16 protein-coding genes and 1 pseudogene are annotated in these 18,938 nt (G+C 54.3%); 7 read left to right on the top strand and 10 right to left on the bottom strand.

All coding sequences use genetic code 11. The features are described 5' to 3' along the window. Complete coding sequence (locus AC6I77_RS18080; protein ID WP_003852137.1) at positions 1-198, top strand: hypothetical protein; 198 nt, start codon at positions 1-3, stop codon at positions 196-198. A 1-nt stretch (position 199) separates the two neighbouring features. After that, positions 200-1,027, top strand: coding sequence for a hypothetical protein (locus AC6I77_RS18075; RefSeq protein WP_182630258.1), 828 nt, complete (start codon positions 200-202; stop codon positions 1,025-1,027). A gap of 57 nt (positions 1,028-1,084) precedes the next feature. On the opposite strand, the gene AC6I77_RS18070 is transcribed toward AC6I77_RS18075, so the two are convergent. Further along, positions 1,085-2,104, bottom strand: a complete 1,020-nt coding sequence (locus tag AC6I77_RS18070; protein ID WP_457172390.1) for a LacI family DNA-binding transcriptional regulator — start codon at positions 2,102-2,104, stop codon at positions 1,085-1,087. Positions 2,105-2,333: 229 nt separating this feature from the next. Between AC6I77_RS18070 and AC6I77_RS18065 the strand changes: the two genes are divergently transcribed. Further along, entirely contained in the window at positions 2,334-3,011 is a 678-nt protein-coding gene (locus AC6I77_RS18065; protein WP_485526169.1) for an SDR family oxidoreductase, read from the top strand. Positions 3,012-3,026: 15 nt separating this feature from the next. Here AC6I77_RS18065 and AC6I77_RS18060 read toward each other — a convergent pair whose 3' ends face one another. After that, positions 3,027-4,415, bottom strand: coding sequence for a sugar porter family MFS transporter (locus tag AC6I77_RS18060; protein ID WP_039660856.1), 1,389 nt, complete (start codon positions 4,413-4,415; stop codon positions 3,027-3,029). 270 nt (positions 4,416-4,685) lie between these two features. Here AC6I77_RS18060 and AC6I77_RS18055 point away from each other — a divergent pair, with 270 nt between their 5' ends. Continuing rightward, on the top strand, positions 4,686-5,345 hold the full coding sequence (locus AC6I77_RS18055) for an epoxyqueuosine reductase QueH (protein ID WP_003852147.1): 660 nt from the start codon (positions 4,686-4,688) through the stop codon (positions 5,343-5,345). Here the strand turns inward: AC6I77_RS18055 and AC6I77_RS18050 are convergent, their stop codons facing one another. Continuing rightward, positions 5,346-5,846, bottom strand: coding sequence for a helix-turn-helix domain-containing protein (locus AC6I77_RS18050; RefSeq protein ID WP_497817187.1), 501 nt, complete (start codon positions 5,844-5,846; stop codon positions 5,346-5,348). Between the two features lie 339 nt (positions 5,847-6,185). Here AC6I77_RS18050 and AC6I77_RS18045 point away from each other — a divergent pair, with 339 nt between their 5' ends. Then, positions 6,186-7,208 (top strand): alpha/beta fold hydrolase, encoded by a 1,023-nt coding sequence (locus AC6I77_RS18045; protein WP_003852152.1) that lies wholly within the window; start codon positions 6,186-6,188, stop codon positions 7,206-7,208. Between the two features lie 26 nt (positions 7,209-7,234). Here AC6I77_RS18045 and AC6I77_RS18040 read toward each other — a convergent pair. From AC6I77_RS18040 to uxuA, 5 genes and pseudogenes are all read right to left on the bottom strand, one after another. Further along, positions 7,235-8,205 (bottom strand): annotated as a pseudogene (locus AC6I77_RS18040) (GGDEF domain-containing protein). Positions 8,206-8,304: 99 nt separating this feature from the next. Continuing rightward, positions 8,305-9,282 carry a porphobilinogen synthase gene (gene hemB / locus AC6I77_RS18035; RefSeq protein ID WP_497817186.1) on the bottom strand — a complete coding sequence of 326 codons (978 nt, stop codon included), beginning with the start codon at positions 9,280-9,282 and terminating at the stop codon, positions 8,305-8,307. 127 nt (positions 9,283-9,409) lie between these two features. Continuing rightward, positions 9,410-10,915 carry a glycine betaine/L-proline transporter ProP gene (gene proP / locus AC6I77_RS18030; RefSeq protein WP_003852158.1) on the bottom strand — a complete coding sequence of 502 codons (1,506 nt, stop codon included), beginning with the start codon at positions 10,913-10,915 and terminating at the stop codon, positions 9,410-9,412. 461 nt (positions 10,916-11,376) lie between these two features. Next, positions 11,377-12,963 (bottom strand): EAL domain-containing protein, encoded by a 1,587-nt coding sequence (locus tag AC6I77_RS18025; RefSeq protein WP_008926305.1) that lies wholly within the window; start codon positions 12,961-12,963, stop codon positions 11,377-11,379. 273 nt (positions 12,964-13,236) lie between these two features. Further along, the gene (uxuA, locus tag AC6I77_RS18020; protein ID WP_003852162.1) at positions 13,237-14,421 is read right to left on the bottom strand and encodes a mannonate dehydratase; all 1,185 of its coding nucleotides are present in this window, start codon (positions 14,419-14,421) and stop codon (positions 13,237-13,239) included. Positions 14,422-14,569: 148 nt separating this feature from the next. Between uxuA and AC6I77_RS18015 the strand changes: the two genes are divergently transcribed. Continuing rightward, positions 14,570-15,247 (top strand): FadR/GntR family transcriptional regulator, encoded by a 678-nt coding sequence (locus tag AC6I77_RS18015; protein WP_003852164.1) that lies wholly within the window; start codon positions 14,570-14,572, stop codon positions 15,245-15,247. Here AC6I77_RS18015 and AC6I77_RS18010 read toward each other — a convergent pair. Then, a complete protein-coding gene (locus AC6I77_RS18010) occupies positions 15,236-16,291 on the bottom strand; it encodes an AI-2E family transporter (protein WP_003852166.1) in 1,056 nt (351 codons plus the stop codon). The genes AC6I77_RS18015 and AC6I77_RS18010 overlap by 12 nt on opposite strands. A 300-nt stretch (positions 16,292-16,591) precedes the next feature. Between AC6I77_RS18010 and AC6I77_RS18005 the strand changes: the two genes are divergently transcribed. After that, positions 16,592-17,815 (top strand): MFS transporter, encoded by a 1,224-nt coding sequence (locus tag AC6I77_RS18005; protein WP_008926303.1) that lies wholly within the window; start codon positions 16,592-16,594, stop codon positions 17,813-17,815. A gap of 75 nt (positions 17,816-17,890) precedes the next feature. Here the strand turns inward: AC6I77_RS18005 and AC6I77_RS18000 are convergent, their stop codons facing one another. Continuing rightward, positions 17,891-18,706 (bottom strand): TIM barrel protein, encoded by an 816-nt coding sequence (locus AC6I77_RS18000; RefSeq protein WP_039660850.1) that lies wholly within the window; start codon positions 18,704-18,706, stop codon positions 17,891-17,893. Positions 18,707-18,938: the final 232 nt, after the last annotated feature.

Raw genomic sequence — 18,938 nt, 5'->3', positions numbered from 1 at the left:
ATGTTCAAATTTATTAAGTCGGTCTTTGCCAGTCCCGATAAGTTTCTGCAGATTATGACCCGTCAGGATATCAACGACTCAATTGCTGAAGGTGAGCGCATCATTATTGATGAGAACGGCAATATTTCAGTCAACACGCTGAGCGAGGAAGTCCACGAAGATTTTGCCCGGCACGTGAATACCTTAAAGGGAGTATAAGGTGGGTACCGCAATATTTATGGTGTTGATGGTGAGTGGTTACTGGTACACCAGCCGCGATTTAAACAGCCGCTTTAAAATCCGTCGCTCGTCGGGCTGGGATGTCTATTTCCTGGTGGCGCTCTACGGCTGTATTTTTGTTCTGCAGGGTGTCTTCGCCACCGGCATCATCTGGTTACTGCTGCTCTGTATTTCCGGCATCGCGAATGCCGTCCAGATGATCCCCGGCGTGCATCTGAAGTGGCAGGTCGAGTTTATGAACTGGAGTTTCCTGGGGATTCAGGCACCAGTTGTGATCATGCTCGCTTTTGCCATTCTGCTCTGCCTGTATCGCTCAAACTGGGCGGGCAGTGCACGGCTGAACGTATCGGGCCGTAAAGACCTTTATCAGCAACTGTCACGCTCCAACGGCGTTGAACAACTGCTGTTTCAGTGCATGGAAGAGGGCGAACTCGCGTGGATTACGATGAAGTCGCGCCGCATTTACATCGGCATGATTCATGCCTCGACGTTTGAATATGAGAGCACCAAAAACATTGTACTGATCCCGATGCTGAGCGGATACCGCGACAGCAAGACACTGAAGCTGGCGGTGGAACATAACTACAGCAAGTGGTACGCCGAGCATGACATCACGCTCGACTCGAAACCCAAAGATGCGATGTCGTTCCGCAAAGTGATCATGGTTGACCAGATTGAGAGTCTGTCACTGTTCGATCCCGCCAGTGCCGCCGCGCTGTCAATGGGACATCCGCAGGAAGTGGAGAAGAGTCAGGGTACTGACGACGCGGACAGCCCGGATGATAAAAGCCGGGACGCTGCGGGTTAAGAAAGCCCGATCGGTTTCCCCTGATGATGTGGCATCCTCAGGGGAAACCGATCCCCCTCACGCCATATTTTCCGCCGTAAACAGTCTGAACGCCACTTTACCCGCCTGATAGATATCCGGTTGATAGCCGGTTTCCAGATGACTCAGCATCAAATCAATCGCCAGCCGGGCATGCTGCTGAGCATGTTGATCCAGGGTAAAGGCCACTTCATCGTTCAGCAGCAGCTTACGTGTCACATCATAAAGTTCATGAGTGATATAGGTGCATTTACCCAGCAACTGGTGGGCACGTAGTGTGTCGCTGACAACAGTATTGCCCATGCCAGTGTTGTAGACCCCTGCAATCATCTGCGACGGTTGCAGGTTGCGGGCCAGCACGCTGCGGATTGTCTCCCGCTGATCCTGACCCGACAGCACCTCACGCAGATGACGCTGGGGCGCGCGCTGCGCCATGGCCTCCCGGAATCCGTCAATGCGCTGACGGTGGGCGCGATAATCGAAGCGGCCACTGACCATTAGAATGTCGCCGGGCTGACTCACCGTTTTACTCATCAGTAATCCCGCCGTGCGTCCGGCCTGATACTGGTCAATGCCGACATGACATAAGCGGTCAGCATCAGGCAGATCGGTAACGATGGTAATCACCGGCACATTGCGGCTGCGGCACAGCGCTAGCGCCCGGTAGATGGGCGGTGAATCATGTGCAAAGACAATGATGCCGTCGCGCGTGCTGCTGCGGGCGATAATACTTTGCGCCAGCTGCTCAGGCTGTGCCTCGGCCACCAGAGTTTTATGCAGTTTCAGGCGACGATAGCCAAGCTGGCTGGCGACTTCGCTGAAATGGGTAGTAAGCTGCTGAAAAAAGGAGGAGCCGTTATTACTCAGGAACACCTCAATTTGCCAGGGATGCTGGTACTCCTGGGGCAGCAGACGCTTCAATCCCACTTCGCGCGCAGCTTTCAGGACTTTACGGCTGGTCTCCAGTGACACGCCGCCGCGTTCATTCAGCACACGATCGACCGTCGCAATCCCGACGCCCGCCATTTTTGCCACCACCTCTAAGGTGAGCTTTTTCATTCAGACTCCACGGGAAAAATGGCGATTAACTGCTGCATGCCTGACTATTTATCTCTTCTAATCGGTTAAAAGTAAAAGATAAAGCAATTTAATGATGGAAAACCATCATCAGCGTTGTGCCGCAAGGTTTTTACCGACCGTGCTGTCGCCACGCTAAAAAGCACAGCGGGCCGCTGTCCTGGCGGAATACCCGTTAAGCTTGTAGTGAGACAATCAACGAGGAGTGAATATGGCTCAGCAAAAAGAGGTTCTGATTATTGGTGCTTCGCGCGGTATCGGGCTGGCGGTGGCACAGGCGTTTGCGGGTGAGGGCTGGCAGGTCACGGCTACGCATCGCAGTGGCATTCCGGAGCAGGGTAATAAGCCAGACATTCACTGGCATGCGCTGGATATGACGCACTCATCGGCGGTTCAGCAGCTTGCCAGCCAGCTCAGTGGCAAAACGTTCGATGCGATTCTGATTAACGCCGGGATTTCCGGGCCTTCACACCAGAAGGTGTCGCAGAGTGACGATCAGGATCTGGCGCAGCTGTTCCTGACCAACGCGATAGCGCCGGTTCGCAGTGCAGAGATTTTGCTGCCGCTGTTGAAGCCGGAAGGTGTGCTGGCGCTGACCTCATCTCAGCTCGGCAGCCTGAATGAAAACCCGCAGGCGCAGATGCCGATTTATTCGGCCAGCAAAGCGGCCCTGAATATGCTGAGCCGCACACTGACTCCGGCAGTTGACGCGCAGAGCGGGACGCTGCTGACGCTGCACCCCGGCTGGGTGAAAACAGATATGGGTGGCGAGAGTGCGCCACTGACAGCAGAAGAGAGTGCGGCCGGTATCGTCCGGCAACTGACCCACTGGCGCGGTCGTGGTGGTCATCACTATGTCGATTACGCCGGCCAGCAGCTGCAATGGTAAGTTGATACGGGGCGGTTACGCCCCGATGTCACGTAGTGCTTTGCCTTTCATCAGGTTGCGTTCAATGTGCTCCAGCGTCACATGTTTGGTCTCGGGAACCAGCATCATCGTCAGCACGATAAACACCAGATTAAGCGCGCCGTAGAGCCAGAAGGTATTGGCATTCCCCAGCTGATCCAGCATGGTCAGGAAGGTCGCACCCACAATCATATTACCGACCCAGTTCGTGGTGGTGGAGGCGGTAATGCCGAAATCACGTCCTTTCAGCGGCTGAATTTCTGAGCAGAGCAGCCAGATGACCGGTCCGGCCGCCATCGCGAAGCCGACGATAAACATCAGCAGCATCGCAATAGCAAAGTATTTGCGGAAATCTGTTTCAACGCCAATATGCAGCAGTGTGCCCAGGACGCCCATGCCGACTGCCATCACCAGAAAACTGGTGGTGAGCATCGGCTTGCGACCCCAGCGATCAACAAAGAAAATCGCAATCAGCGTAGCCAGCATGTTGACCAGCCCGACAATCACCGTACCCCACATCTGCTCACTGGTGCTGGAGAAGCCGGCAATATTGAAGATTTTAGGGGCGTAATACATCACAACATTCATGCCGGTAAACTGCTGCATCACCTGCAGCAGCATGCCCAGCCATACCGCGCGGCGGAAATTACCGTTAGAGCGGAAAAGCGACCAGCCACGCTGCTTCACCTGCAGGCTTTCACGGATCTCTTCCAGCTCCTCCCGGGCCTGTTCACTGCTGTTCCGTAGCCGATCCAGTACCCGCTGTGCTTCGTTAAAACGCCCATGTGCTGCCAGCCAGCGCGGACTGTTAGGCAGGAACAGCACGCCGATAAACAGGATCACCGCTGGGATGGCGATAACACCGAGCATCCCACGCCAGTTGCCGCTGTAGCTGAACGCGGTATCAGAGAGATAAGCCACCACGATGCCGGTGGTCAGCATCAGCTGGTACATGGAAATCATCGAACCACGAATACGTTCCGGCGCAATCTCTGCCAGGTACAATGGTGCGGTATAAGAGGCGATGCCCACCGCCAGACCCAGCATCACGCGGGCGCAGACCAGTGACCCGACATCCGGGGAGAACGCTGACCACAGCGAGCCAATCACAAACAACGTTGCGCCTGCCAGCATACTTTTCTTGCGTCCCAGCTTTGATGACATCCAGCCCGCCGCCAGCGCACCCAGCGCCGCGCCGAACATCATTGAACTCACCACCCACTCCTGCTGATGGTTAGTTATCTGCAAATCCTTTGCCAGAAACGGTAAGGCACCGGCAATGACACCGATATCCAGACCAAACAGCAGGCCTGACAGCGCAGCCATAAAACAGACGAACCACGTAAAACGGTTCTGCTGACTTCCCGATTTTTTTGTCGCGACCATGCGAGTCTCCTTGAGGCGATTCAATGTCAATATTGTTAATGTTATGTAAACATAGTTGATGCCAGTGTGGTGACGATCACACTTCTGGCCATAACCCGTGCTGCACAGCATTACGCTAAAAAGAAAACATCGAAGATCAGCGGGTTGGCACTACAGGGAATAAGGGCGGATGAAGCACGATTACACCAAACGAGGCATATCAGACCCGTTTTGCAACTGACTGCTTGCAGCATTACACTGCTGCTTTTCAGCCATTGATTGAAGGTGCTTATGTCTGAACCTTTCCAGCGCCAGCCGCTGCCGCTGCCGGGCGGTCATAAAAAAGTCCTGCTGCACTCCTGTTGCGCGCCCTGTTCGGGTGAAGTGATGGAAGCGATGCTGGCATCCGGTATTGAATACACCATCTATTTTTACAACCCGAATATTCACCCGCTCAAAGAGTATGAGCTGCGAAAAGAGGAGAATATTCGCTTTGCCGAAAAATTTGGTGTGCCGTTTGTGGATGCGGACTATGACCGGGATAACTGGTTTGAGCGCGCGCGCGGGCTGGAGTGGTCACCGGAACGGGGTGAGCGCTGCACCATGTGCTTTGATATGCGTTTTGAGCGTACGGCACTCTATGCACATGAGAACGGCTTCCCGGTGATGACCAGTTGCCTGGGGATCTCACGCTGGAAAGATATGAAGCAGATTAACAGCTGTGGTGTCCGCGCCGCGTCAGCATATCCGGATCTGATGTACTGGGATTTTAACTGGCGTAAAGGCGGTGGGTCTTCGCGCATGATTGAAATCAGTAAGCGCGAGAGTTTTTATCAGCAGGAATATTGTGGCTGCGTCTATTCACTGCGCGACACCAATCGTCATCGCGTCGCCCAGGGGCGTGAGCGCATTCAGATTGGCGTGCAATATTATCAGCCGGATGAAGCCTGATTAACCCCTGTCGCGGAATGACTCTGCCTGCGTATATTCGTGCGTGAAGTGCGTAACAGGCCGGACTGTTACGCCAGCATCCGGCTTTATACTTTCCTCACGCACAAAGCTGCATAAGGTACAGGGATGCGCTACCTCAGCCAGCTGCTGTTTCGCCTTGTGGTTCATCTGACGTTTGCGACAGGTGCTCGGCGTGCAACCCATAATCTGTTTAAAAGAGCGGGTAAAAGATTGCTGGCTTTCAAAATGGTATTTCAGTGCCAGAGTGATAATAGGTGTCTGGCTGTTTTTTAAATCATGAATGCTGGCGTTAAGTTTTCTCTTACGAATATAACGCGCCAGTGTTTCATTATGGTAACGGGCAAAGAGTTTCTGTAAATACCATCTGGAATAACCTGCCTTTATGGCAATATCATCAACACTCAGGCGCTGGCCAGGATTATTATTAATCCATTCAGTGACAGAGATGATTGCGCTTTCATTATATTTATTTTCGCTCATAGCGACTCCACGGTTAAATTCATCACGAATGTGAAAAATCTACCTTAATGTTCTTATTCTTTGCGTAAACATTTTTCAGGTTTTGAGTTTTTATCTCCTGATATTATTCATCCGAACAGCCGTTTTTTATTAAATTAGATGAATTGTGATAAATCTGTTGGGAAATATAGATGATTGATATCTGGCAGATAAAAATTAAATCAGGCGCTATGCCGCTGACCACCTCCTGATGAATCCTGGCAGCCGCCGTGTTATTAACGTGATAGCACCGCCTGGCAATAGATTTTTCACAATGACATGCCAGGCTTACGACTCACCTTTAACATGGAGTACCCCCGGATGAGCCCGACATACGCGCTGAAAAAACCGCTTGCCGCCTTGCTCACCTCGCTGGCCTTATTGGCTCATGCACCTGCCCATGCTGCGTCTGTGTATGGCGAACAGCTGGAGGGGTTTCAATATCCCTATCCTCTGCAGCATTTTGACTTTCAGTCTCAGCAGCAACCGCTGAGCATGGGCTTTATGGATGTCAAACCGGTGCAACGTGCCAACGGCAAAACCGTGGTGCTGATGCACGGTAAAAACTTCTGTGGCGCGACCTGGGAAGAGACGATTCGCGCACTGAGTCAGCAGGGATATCGCGTTATCGCGCCCGACCAGATTGGCTTCTGCAGCTCGACCAAGCCCGCCAGCTATCAATACAGTTTTCAGCAACTGGCAGAGAACACCCATCAGCTGCTTGCACGGCTGGGAGTGGAGAAGGCGGTCATTGTCGGTCATTCAACCGGCGGGATGCTGGCAACGCGTTATGCGTTGATGTACCCGGCGCAGACGCAGAAGCTGGTACTGGTTAACCCGATAGGGCTGGAGGACTGGAAAGCCAAAGGTGCACCGTGGCGTTCGGTGGATCAGTGGTATCAGCGCGAACTCAAACTCAGCGCGGCGGGTATTAAGAAGTATGAACAGCAGACTTACTATGTCGGGCGCTGGAAACCCGAATATGATAAGTGGGTCGATATGCTGGCCGGACTAAACAGTGGGCCGGGCCATCAGAAGGTGGCGTGGAACTCCGCCTTAATCTACGACATGATCTTCACTCAACCGGTGTTTTATGAGTTCGGCGATCTCAGGGTGCCGACCACTCTGATAATCGGTACGTCAGATACCACGGCCATTGGCAGTGATATCGCACCGGCGGAGGTGAAAGCCCGGTTGGGTGATTATGCGGTGCTGGGAAAAGAGGCGGCTAAACGTATCCCGGGCGCGCGCTTAATTGAATTTCCTGGCATGGGGCACGCACCACAAATGGAAGATCCGGCTAAGTTTAATCAGACGCTGCTCGACGATCTGGCCCGTCCCTGACCCCTCAGGCGCTGCGGCGCCTGACCTTACACGGCAATGCGTTTCTGATTTTTAGTCAGATACATCTGTTTATCGCTGTCGTGCAGTAACTGTTCCAGCGATTGCGGATTGGCCGGGTCAAACTCTACCACGCCGGAAGAGAAAACTGCAGGCGGTAACGTCGGTTCAGGCTGACTGACTGCTGGTGCAGATAACGGTCGAACTGCATGAGCAGCGCTTCACTCTGCTGCTGCTGCAGGCCATCAAACAGCACCACAAACTCATCGCCGCCCAGGCGGGCAAACAGGTCGGAATGTTTGAACGCCACTTTCATCGCATTGGCAAAGTCCATCAGCGCGCGATCGCCTTCGCGATGGCCCAGTGTGTCATTAATCTGCTTAAACTTATCGAGATCGAGAAAAGTCAGACAGGCGGGACGGTTTTTCCTCTGGCACTCATTAAGCACCATCTGTCCCAGCGTCATAAAACCGCGGCGATTGGTAATCTGCGTCAGTTCATCACAGGTAGCCGTCTGAAAGGCGATCAATTCCGCTTCAGCCATGGCGGCGAGATCGCGCATGGTGGCCTGATCCTCTTCATTAAACTGACGCGGCTCACGACCAATAATACAGAACGTACCCATTTTGGCACCGCCCGGCGCACGCAGCGGACAGCCCGCATAAAAGCGAATGTGTGGTTCGCCAGTCACCAGCGGATTATCGTGAAAACGTTCATCCTGTAACGCATCTTCAACGATCATGATTTCATCCTGCAGGATAGCGTGGCCGCAAAACGAGATATTCCGTGGCGATCCGGTAGGCGCATAACCCTGTGCAGATTTAAACCACTGGTGATCTTCTTCCAGCAGGCTGACTAACGCGATAGGCACGTCATACAGGCGGCGCGCCAGGCGAGTTAAACGATCAAATCGTTCTTCCGCTGGCGTATTCATTATGTTCAGCGCACGCAACTGCGATAAACGTTGTGCCTCGTCGGCGGCGATTTCAGGTGCTTTCATCACAGAGCCCTTTGGTTTTTAGCTGAAGCCAGGTTCTGGTGTGTGCCTAACAGCGAAGAAGAGCGTGATACAGCGACCACGCTCTTTATGAGGAGGGGATCAGAGCACTTTTTGTTCGGCGAGATCAAGGGCGAAATAGCTGAAAATGAGGTCGGCTCCGGCGCGTTTAATCGCACCGAGGCTTTCCAGCACCACATTGCGCTCATCAATGGCACCGGCCTGTGCGGCAAATTTAATCATCGCGTATTCGCCACTCACCTGATAAGCCGCCAGCGGCAGTTCGGTGCGTTCGCGGATATCGCGCAGAATATCCAGATAAGCGCCTGCCGGTTTCACCATCAATGAATCCGCGCCCTGCGCCGCATCAAGCAACGATTCACGGATCGCTTCCCGACGGTTCATCGGGTTCATCTGGTAGGTTTTACGGTCGCCTTTCAGCGCCGTTCCGGCCGCTTCACGGAACGGGCCGTAAAACGATGAAGCGAATTTGGTGGAATAAGACATGATGGCGGTCTGGGTGAAGCCTGCCGCATCAAGTGCGCGGCGAATCGCCTCAACCTGACCATCCATCGCCGCTGACGGGGCGATGAAGTCTGCACCGGCTACGGCGGCAACAACGGCCTGCTTGCCCAGGTTTGCCAGGGTTGCATCGTTATCGACGCCGTGATCACAGAGCACGCCACAGTGGCCGTGGCTGGTGTATTCACAGAAGCAGGTGTCAGACATCACAATCATTTCCGGTACGGTATCTTTGCAGATGCGCGACATGCGCGCCACCAGACCGTTTTCGTTCCAGGCATCGCTGCCGGTGGCGTCGGTGTGGTGAGAAATACCGAAGGTCATCACCGAGCGGATGCCCGCTTTGGCGATGCGCTCAATCTCATAGGCGAGGCGCTTTTCCGGAATACGCATCACGCCAGGCATCGCCTGAATCGCTTTGTAATCGTCGACTTCTTCTTCAACAAAGATAGGCAGAGCCAGATCGTTCAGGCTCAGGGATGACTCCTGGAACATTTCACGCATTGAGGCGCTGGCGCGCAATCTTCTTGGGCGCTGGATAAGGGAATAATCAGACATTTTCATTCTTACGCAGGTGAAAAAAGTAACAACAGTTTACTCCCTTTGACCGCGAGGGATGAAGGTTTGTGTGCGGTAACAGAGAGGGAAAAGCGCTCTCCCGCCGGGCGGCGGGAGAGCAGAACGATTACTCGTTGATATCCGGATGCTGCTGCACCAGGTTTTTACGTTTCGCTTCCAGGCGGGCGATCTCTGCATCGATATCTTCGATTTTGTTCTCGATGTTATCGTGATGTTCCTGCAGGATTTCGCGCGCTTCTTCCATATCGGACGCAGCTGGCGTTGCACCTTTCAGTGGCTTGTTTGCCGTCTCTTTCATGGAAAGACCGGTAATCAGACCAATGATCGCCACCACCATCAGGTAGTAGGCTGGCATGTAAAGATTGTTGGTGGTTTCAACCAGCCAGGCGGCCAGCGTTGGCGTCAGACCGGCAACCAGTACAGAGATGTTAAACGCACTGGCCAGTGCACTGTAACGGATATGGGTCGGGAACATTGCAGGCAGCGACGAGGCCATGACACCGGTAAACGAGTTAAGAATAACGGCCATCAGCAGCAGACCACCAAAAATCAGTCCCAGCACGCCACTGTTAATCATCATAAAGGCGGGAATGGCAAAGACCAGCAGAGCGATACTGCCGATGATAACAAAGGGACGACGGCCAAAGCGGTCACTCATCATGCCGATCACAGGCTGAACAAACAGCATACCGATCATGATAGCGATGATAATCATCACACCATGGTCTTCGCTGTAGTGCAGGTTATGCGACAGGTAACTCGGCATATACGTCAGTAACATGTAGTAGGTGACGTTGGTGGCGATAACCAGACCGATACAGGAGAGCAGGCTGCGCCAGTGTTTGGTTGCAATTTCCTTAAACGAGACTTTCGGACCATCCTGCAGGCCTTCGCGGTCACCCTGTTCCAGTTTGTCCACATGCTGCTGGAATGCCGGGGTCTCTTCCAGCGCATGACGCAGATAAAGGCCGATAATGCCCAGCGGCAGCGCCACGAAGAACGGCAGACGCCAGCCCCACTCAAGGAAACGTGCTTCTCCGATAACAGAAGAGATCAGCACGACCAGACCCGCACCGAGTACAAAGCCCGCAATTGAGCCAAAGTCGAGCCAGCTTCCCATAAAGCCGCGTTTGCGGTCAGGCGAATACTCCGCCACGAAGATTGAGGCGCCGGTATATTCACCGCCCACGGAGAAGCCCTGCGCCATCTTCGCAAGCAGCAGCAGAATCGGTGCCCAGATGCCGATAGACGCATAGGACGGTATCAGGCCGATACAGAAGGTACTGACCGACATGATGATAATGGTAATGGAGAGGATTTTCTGACGACCATATTTGTCGCCCAGCATACCGAAGAAGAGGCCACCCAGCGGACGGATCAGGAAGGGTACAGAGAAGGTTGCCAGTGCAGCAATCATCTGAATGCCGGGTGACACGTCCGGGAAGAAGACTTTACCCAGCGCATAGGCCACGAAGCCATACACACCGAAGTCAAACCATTCCATCGCGTTACCCAGAGAGGCCGCAGTGATGGCTTTACGTAAACGAGCATCATCAATGATGGTGACATCATTGATCCCAATTGGTTTTACACGCTTCCTACGCAATTTCATAGAATTACCCTGTAATGGAACACGAAAGTCCTCAACGGCGCGAGCCGTGGTAAATCGTTCAGACCGCTGCGTTGAGAAATTTAAGCATAGCCGTAATTAAGCGCTCATTACGCGCCAGCGAACACAATAATTACTGTTGTGATTATTGCAAACAGCGACAGAGTATACCGTTTTTGTGTGATATCTGTCATGTTTGAGCTAATGCTGACCTGTTCCGGCAATCTTTATGACTGTTTAGCACCGCAAAAAAATTATCACGCTGCGTGACGACAGCCGTTTTTTTCAGCAGATTGTCTGCGCAAGTGATGTTTATTTGCGCTTAACGGGAGGGATCCCTGTCCGACGGTTCAGTGCGAAGGGTCGGGGGCTGGACATTATTCGTCGGTGAACGGGCTGGCGCAAGAGCCGCGGGTGGCAATCCCGGTTTCGGTGTCGTCCGGTTTTCGATGTGCTGCGGAGGTTCAAACGTGACACGGGTCAGCCAGCACACGCTGATCCCCCTGACGCGCCAGCCACTCTGCCAGCGATGTGTTATCCATCGGGCGGGCGTAATAAAAACCCTGAATAAACACGACGCCGCGCTGTTGGAGATAGCAAAATTGCAGCTCCGTTTCCACACCTTCACCCAGCACCTCCAGCGCCAGACTGTGACTGAGATTGATGATCGCATCCAGCACTGGCGTTTCGCCTTCCAGCGATTCGATAGCGTTAATGAATCCACGATCGATTTTCAGATAATCCAGCGTGAAGGTCTGTAAGTAACTCAGTGAGCAGTGGCCGGTACCAAAATCATCAATCGCAACCTTCATACCCGCATGGCGTAACTGCTCCAGCTTACGCGCCACCGCTTCACCCTCTTTAATCAGACTGCGCTCAGTCAGCTCAAGCGTAATGACAAACTGCTTATCTTTTATTTTGTCGGCGAATTGCAGCATATCGCGAACAAAATCAGGATGCTGCAGATGCTCCGCCGCCACGTTAATCGCAAGGTGAAAATGGGGATCCACCTGCCAGCTCTGCACATCCTCTGCAATCAAATCGAGCAGGTGGCGGGTCAGCGGCACAATCATCCCTTCCGCTTCTGCTGCACCAATAAAAATATCAGGCCGAACGCCGTTACCGTCGGACGTTGTCCAGCGCAGCAGCACCTCTGCACCGCTACAGCGTTGCAGCCGGTTATCATAGACTGGCTGATAGTGCGCCCTGAACTGGCCGCAGATGATGGCCCGGCGAATCTCATCGCGCCATGAAATACGCCGTCGCAGCCAGTTCGCCGTCAGCATCATCAGCAGAACAGAAAAGATCGCCGCCATCGGCATGATAATAAAAATCACCTGGCGCCAGGCAGAGATCAGCTCAGTGGGCGAGGCAATCAGAGTGACAGAGAGCGGGTAGCGGTTTGAACGGGCCTCATAAATCAGAGGCTCAAACCAGCCGGATGCAGCAATTTGTGGGTCACCAAACGAGATGGGGGCGCCGTCGCTGAATGCCATGCTGAAATGATAGCGGTGAGTGCTGCTGATAGCGCGCATCAGATCAAGCAGATACTGGCCATCAACCACTGCCCAGAATCCCACGCCATCAGGCAGGTCACGCATAAAAATCACGGCCGGGCGATCCGGCACACCGGAGGTGCCGGCAATTGACAGGCTCCACCAGGCTTTTCCGGTAACCGGCGCATCGCGCATGATCATATCTTTCAGTAAACCCGGCATGGTTCCATATGCTGACGAACAGCCAATTCTGTTTTCTTCAATTTTACCGATTGCGCGGAAATAGGGATTCAGTGAGCCGATGCGCTGTAACTGATTCTGAATCTGACTGCAGGGCTGATACTGAAACTGGCGCAGCGTATTAATCATATCCCAGGCGCTGTCACTCATTCTTTCAGCCTGAGAGAGCAGGGTATTGGCTGCATTCACCTGATGCTGCTGGACGGTGTGGCGCGCATCCAGAGCAGTAAAAAAAAGGCCAATAAGCAGAGGCAGCACACCGGAGAAAATAATCACCAGCCTGGCATAGTCGCGTTTTCGTTTCAGTAGCGGCACCGCTGAATCCTCTGAGTATTATTCGTTTTATGCAGGGGCTGAACAGTTGCGCAGCATAGCATTTCTCCGGGCCGGGCAGATTAGCGTTTTTGCGAGCAACAGAACTGACTCAGGTCAATTATCGACCCGACACAGCCTTAATTGAGGGGGTTGTTTTGCTTTCATTTGAATTCGGCAGAAATCAGGCAGGGATAAGTAACGCGGAGGAAAACATCTCATTGCGGCCGGCAGAGACCCTGGCCCGTCAGAATCGGGCACAGGGTAGCCGTTGACTTAATGAGCAAAATAGATCTGTTTCAAGGCGACTTCAACGCCGCGCAGTTCAGCAAGACCTTTAAGACGTCCAATGGCTGAGTAACCCGGATTCGTGCGTTTATGCAGGTCGTCCAGCATCTGATGACCGTGATCGGGACGCATAGGTATTGCCCGCAGGTTGCCTGCACGGCGACGGCGCTGCTCTTCCGCCAGAATGACTTTGATCACGCCGACCATATCGACATCGCCCGCCAGATGCGCCGCTTCATGGAAGCTGGCGGGATTAGCTTCGCGCTTCGTGGCGCGCAGATGGACAAAGTTGATGCGGTCGGCATAGGTTTCCGCCATCTCAACCAGCGCATTATCGGCACGCACACCATAAGAGCCGGTACAGAAGCAGAATCCGTTGTGCAGACTGTCCACGGTTTCTTTCAGCCACTGCATATCTTCCTGCGTGGAGATAATGCGTGGCAGACCCAGAATAGGACGCGGTGGATCGTCCGGATGCACCGCCAGTTTAACGCCCGTCTCTTCCGCAACCGGCACGATGGCGCGCAGAAACGTTGCCATATGCTCGCGCAGTTTCGCTTTATCAATACCGTCATACTGTGCCAGTTGCGCCTGAAACTGCGCCAGGGTGTAACCCTCTTCAGCACCTGGCAGACCGGCGATAATATTGCGCACCAGGGTGTTTTTCTCTTCTGCGCTCATGGCGGAAAAGCGCTGCGCTGCGGCCTGCTGCTCGGCAGCGCTGTAATCCTTCTCCGCGCCCGGGCGCTGCAGCAGATAAAGCTCAAAGGCGGCAAACGCATCAGCGTCAAAGCGCAGCGCTTTTGCGCCATCTGGCAGCGTCCAGGCGAGGTCGGTGCGCGTCCAGTCCAGCACCGGCATGAAGTTGTAGCAGACGGTATCAATGCCGCAGGCAGCCAGATTGCGTATCGACTGCTGGTAATTGGCAATGTAGCGAAGGTAGTCACCCCGCTGAGTTTTGATCGCCTCATGGACCGGGATACTTTCGACCACCGACCAGACCAGACCTTTTTCAGCCAGCAGGGCCTGGCGTGCTTTAATCTCTTCAACCGGCCACACCTCGCCGTTAGGGATATGGTGCAGCGCCGTTACAATGCCGGTCGCACCCGCCTGACGCGCATCATCCAGGGATACCGGGTCGCTTGGGCCGTACCATCGCCATGTATGTTCCATTATTACTCCTTAGTGTGATGTGGCCCAGTGGTCAGGCCGCTGGGCCAAGAGTATGATAGTGGACAAAACAGGGCCGTGATCCGGATCGCAGCATCACAAACTGCATCAGCAATGTGATCGGTTTTAAGCGGACGAAGAGGAGAGGGTGATGACGCTACCCGTTATTAAAACTGAGCGCCTGTATCGTCAGATCGCCAACGTCATTATGGCCGGCATTACGCGCGGTGACTTTGCGGCAGGAGGCTTACTGCCGCCAGAGCGCGAGCTGGCAAAACAGCTGGGTGTCAGCCGCTCGTCAGTGCGTGAAGCATTGATTGCGCTGGAAATGACCGGCTGGGTCGATATCCGCACGGGCAACGGCGTCTACGTCGCGCAGCCACTGCCGCAGGCCGCCGTTCCGCAGGAGAGTTGCAGTCTGCAGGACCTGCTGCAGGCGCGGGAAGCCTTTGAAGGGATGCTGGCGGGATTTGCCGCACGTAACGGCACCGCCGTTCAGCGCGCGGCACTGCTGGCGCTGACCGCTGAACTGCAGCAGTACAATGCAAACGATGCGGCTTTCCTGGAGCAGGACAAACGCTTTCACCTGCTCATCAGCGAGATGAGCGGCAATGATGTGTTACGCGACCTGCTGGAGCAGTTATGGAACCGGCGGCACAGTCCGCATGTGCAGCGACTGGAGCGCCATTATGCTGATAATAGCTTCGCACGCGAGATGAATGCTGACCATCAGCAGATCGCCGAGGCCATCGTGGCGGGCGATGAAGCGGCTGCCCGTCAGGCGATGGAGAACCATCTGCAGCACGTGCAGCAGCAGCTACTTGGTTAATCCCCGCGCCCGCTTAGGTCGTCCGGTGCCCAGCATAATCGCCAGACGACTGCCGCCTGGCGTAGTTTCCATCAGGATTTTGGTAATGCTGGTCAGCGGCACCGAGAGCAGCATGCCGACCGGCCCGAGCAGCCAGCCCCAGAACACCAGCGACAGGAACACCACCAGCGTTGATAAGCCCAGACCGCGACCCATCAGTCGCGGTTCCAGCATATTGCCGAACACCATGTGAATCGCGGTAAACAGCGCCGCCACCATCGCGGCATCAAACAGACTGTTCAGTAACAGCGCCTGAAGTAAGGGCGGGATACCGGCGATAATCGGACCAATATTGGGAATGAAATTGAGGATAAATGCCACGACACCCCAGAGCAGCGCGAACTTCACATCCAGCAGATAGAGGCTCAGCCAGACCGCGATGCCGGTAATCAGGCTCACCAGCGTTTTCAGCGCCAGATAGTGCGTGACCCCTTTCAACGCTTTATGCAGCCCGGCGATGCGGATTTTAGGATTCACCAGCGCGTTACGCATTTTATAGGGCAGGTGATGAACCTCAAACAGCATAAAGACCACGGTCAGCACCAGCAGCACAGTATTGGTCATCGCACCGGAAAAGCCGCTCAGCGCCACGCTTGCCAGGTTCATCATAGTGTTAGGATCGAAACGCTGTACCAGCGCATCTGTTGAGATATTGATATGAAAGCCTGCCGCCAGATGTTGCAGCACCGTCATCTTCTGCTCCATCGTGGCGCGCAGTTGCGGGTAGAGGTCGGAAAACTCGCTCATTGAGCTGGCGATGATGGCGCCCAGCAGCACAAGTGCGCAGAAGATCACCGTGATAACCAGGCCAATGGCCAGTCCACGGCGAAAGCCCCGGCGCATCAGCATCGTCACCAGTGGGTTGAGTACAATTGCAAAGAACGCCGCCAGCAAAAGCGGAACCAGAATATCGGACGCTGCCCGAACCCCGGCGAGGATGATGACCAGCATCGCCAGTTTTATCAGAATATTTTGTCCGATCTTTTCCCGTTGCAGCTCGCTCATTCTCTCTCTCATAACGTAAATTGGCTGTTGAAAGTGTAGCTGAAAGAAAATTAACAATCTGATTTATCAGAGAAACGGTAAAGCGCGGCGGCAAAGTGGCGAGAGTATTAGCGCCACAGTACTCAGCTATAGCAACAGAACAGCCACTCTCCCTTGTGGCTGTTTTCATCCGGTTATCTGCAGCATGTCCGCGCTGTCGTGTTCGCCAGATAACCGTGCCATTGTGATGCGCAGGAGGCGAAAGCGGGTATAGTTAAGGGATAAACCTTATCATTCAGCCAAATACGATCGTGAGGACGCATGCCTGAACAGCCTGCAGCGGAACCGACTACCCCACATGGCAACCTGAATATCTCTCTGCTGATCCTCTCTATTGTGGCCTACAACTTTGCCAGCTATCTCACCATTGGCCTGCCGCTGGCGGTATTGCCAGGCTGGGTGCATGACCAGCTGGGCTTCAGCGCGTTCTGGGCCGGCCTGGTGATCAGCCTGCAATATGTCGCGACGCTGCTGAGCCGGCCACATGCTGGTCGCTATGCCGATATCTGGGGACCCAAAAAAGTGGTGGTGACGGGCCTGGTAGGCTGTCTGATCAGCGGATTGTGTATTCTGCTGGCGGCCCTGATCGCATCACCGATGTGGAGCCTGATCCTGCTCTGCGTGGGCCGTTTGATTCTGGGCGTGGGCCAGAGTTTTACCGGCACCGGCACCTCGTTGTGGGGAGTGGCAAGGGTGGGTTCACTGCACATTGGTCGGGTAATATCCTGGAACGGGATCGTCACCTATGGCGCGATGGCCATTGGCGCACCGCTCGGCGTAGTGATCTTCCAGGCAGGCGGTTTGCTGTGGCTGTCACTGGTCATTGTTGCCATCTGTGTCGTGGGCATCGTCTGCGCCGTGCCGCGTCCGGCTGTAAAAGCCAGCCGCGCCAGACCGCTGCCGTTTCGGGCTGTGCTGGGAAAAATCGCCGGTTTTGGTGCGATTCTGGCGATGGGATCGGCGGGTTTTGGCGTTATCGCCACCTTTATCACGCTGTTCTATCAGGATAAAGGCTGGCAGGGAGCCGCTTTTGCGCTTTCCCTGTTCAGCATGGCTTTTGTTGGCGCACGCCTGCTGTTTCCCAATGCGATTAACCGCCACGGCGGTCTGCGGGTCGCCAGCGTTTGTCTGGCGGTTGAAGCGGCCGGACTGTTTCTGGTCGCCGCTGCGGGTAATCCCTGGATGGCAAACGCGGGTGCCTTTCTGACCGGGGCAGGTTTTTCTCTGGTGTTCCCGGCGCTGGGCGTGGTGGCGGTAAAAGTGGTGCCGCAGCAGAATCAGGGCAGCGCCCTGGCAACCTATACCGCCTTTATGGATCTGTCGCTGGGGATAACCGGGCCACTGGCCGGATTCATCATGAATTATGCGGATGTCTCACGCGTCTATCTGCTTACGGCGCTGCTGGTCTGTGTCGCGTTTTTCTGCACGCTGCGGCTGCTGAAGCGTCAGGCATCGCAGTCAGCAGCAGACGGTTCTTCAGAATAAAAAAAATGGCCCAGCAGCGGGCCATAACGTCTTTTCAGACACAGATAAACGGATAAATGCGGGATGCAGCAGGATTCAGGCCTGCAGCAGTTCAATACTGTGGCGGATCTGGCGTTCAATCTCCGCCGGGGTCCAGCTGTTGAGCTGACCGGAGAACGGCTCAAAGGCGTAGACGCCCTTATAGCCAAGCATCTCCAGCCGTTTAACCTGCACCACGCTCTTCAGCACATCATTGTCACTCAGCATAATGCGTTCTTCGTCGGTCAGTTCGGCGGTCGGACGTTGATCTTCCACGCCTGAAAGGTGCACCAGTCCAATCTGGTCAATATCGATACCCACCGGGAATTCCTGTTCAGCCTTCTCATAGAGATGATGATGAAAAGTATCCAGCAACAGTTTAAAAGGCACGCCTGCCGCAGCAATTAACGCCTGCGCCTGCACGATCGAACGCAGTGAGCTGACCGGGAAACCCAGTGGCTCCACCAGCCCCAGAATGCCATAGTGGGCAAAGCGCGGCGCCAGTGCCTGCATCGCCGCCTGTGTCTGCTGAGGCGACACGGTAATCCCCTCATTCAGCGGACACATCACCAGCGCTTTTGCACCAATCTGTTGTGCTGTCTGTAACAGCGCCTCGGCCCGGCTCAGCAGCGCATCATCAATATGGTTAAACGGATAGAGCGCATTAATGCTGATGATATCAATGTGGTATCTGTCGGCCAGGGCGCGCAGTTGATCGGTGCTGAGATCGTCAGTGACGCTGCCGCCGGGCATATCATTACGCAGTTCAACCTTGCTCAGGCCCAGACGCTGAACCAGCTGAAAGAAGGCTTCCAGCGAGAGCCGGGGCGCAATTTTGCGATTGATACAGAAACGGGTTGGGTCGATGGCCATGCGTTAACTCCGGAACAGGAGAATGTTGCGATTAAAGAAAACATTTATTTCATAATTAGTGAATTATGAAATGTATTTTATTAGATCAGCCTCGCATTAATTTCATATTTCGTTTCACGCTGATGCGTCAACGCCGGATCGACTTCGCAGAAACAGACGTGATCCACGCCGCAGCAATTCCCCTGTTACGCTAAGGCTGACCGGTAATATTGCTCTGCTGCTTTCATAACCC

It is taken from the genome of Pantoea sp. X-Soil-ISGK-259, assembly GCF_059730705.1.
This window is presented reverse-complemented; position numbering and strand designations above follow the sequence as displayed.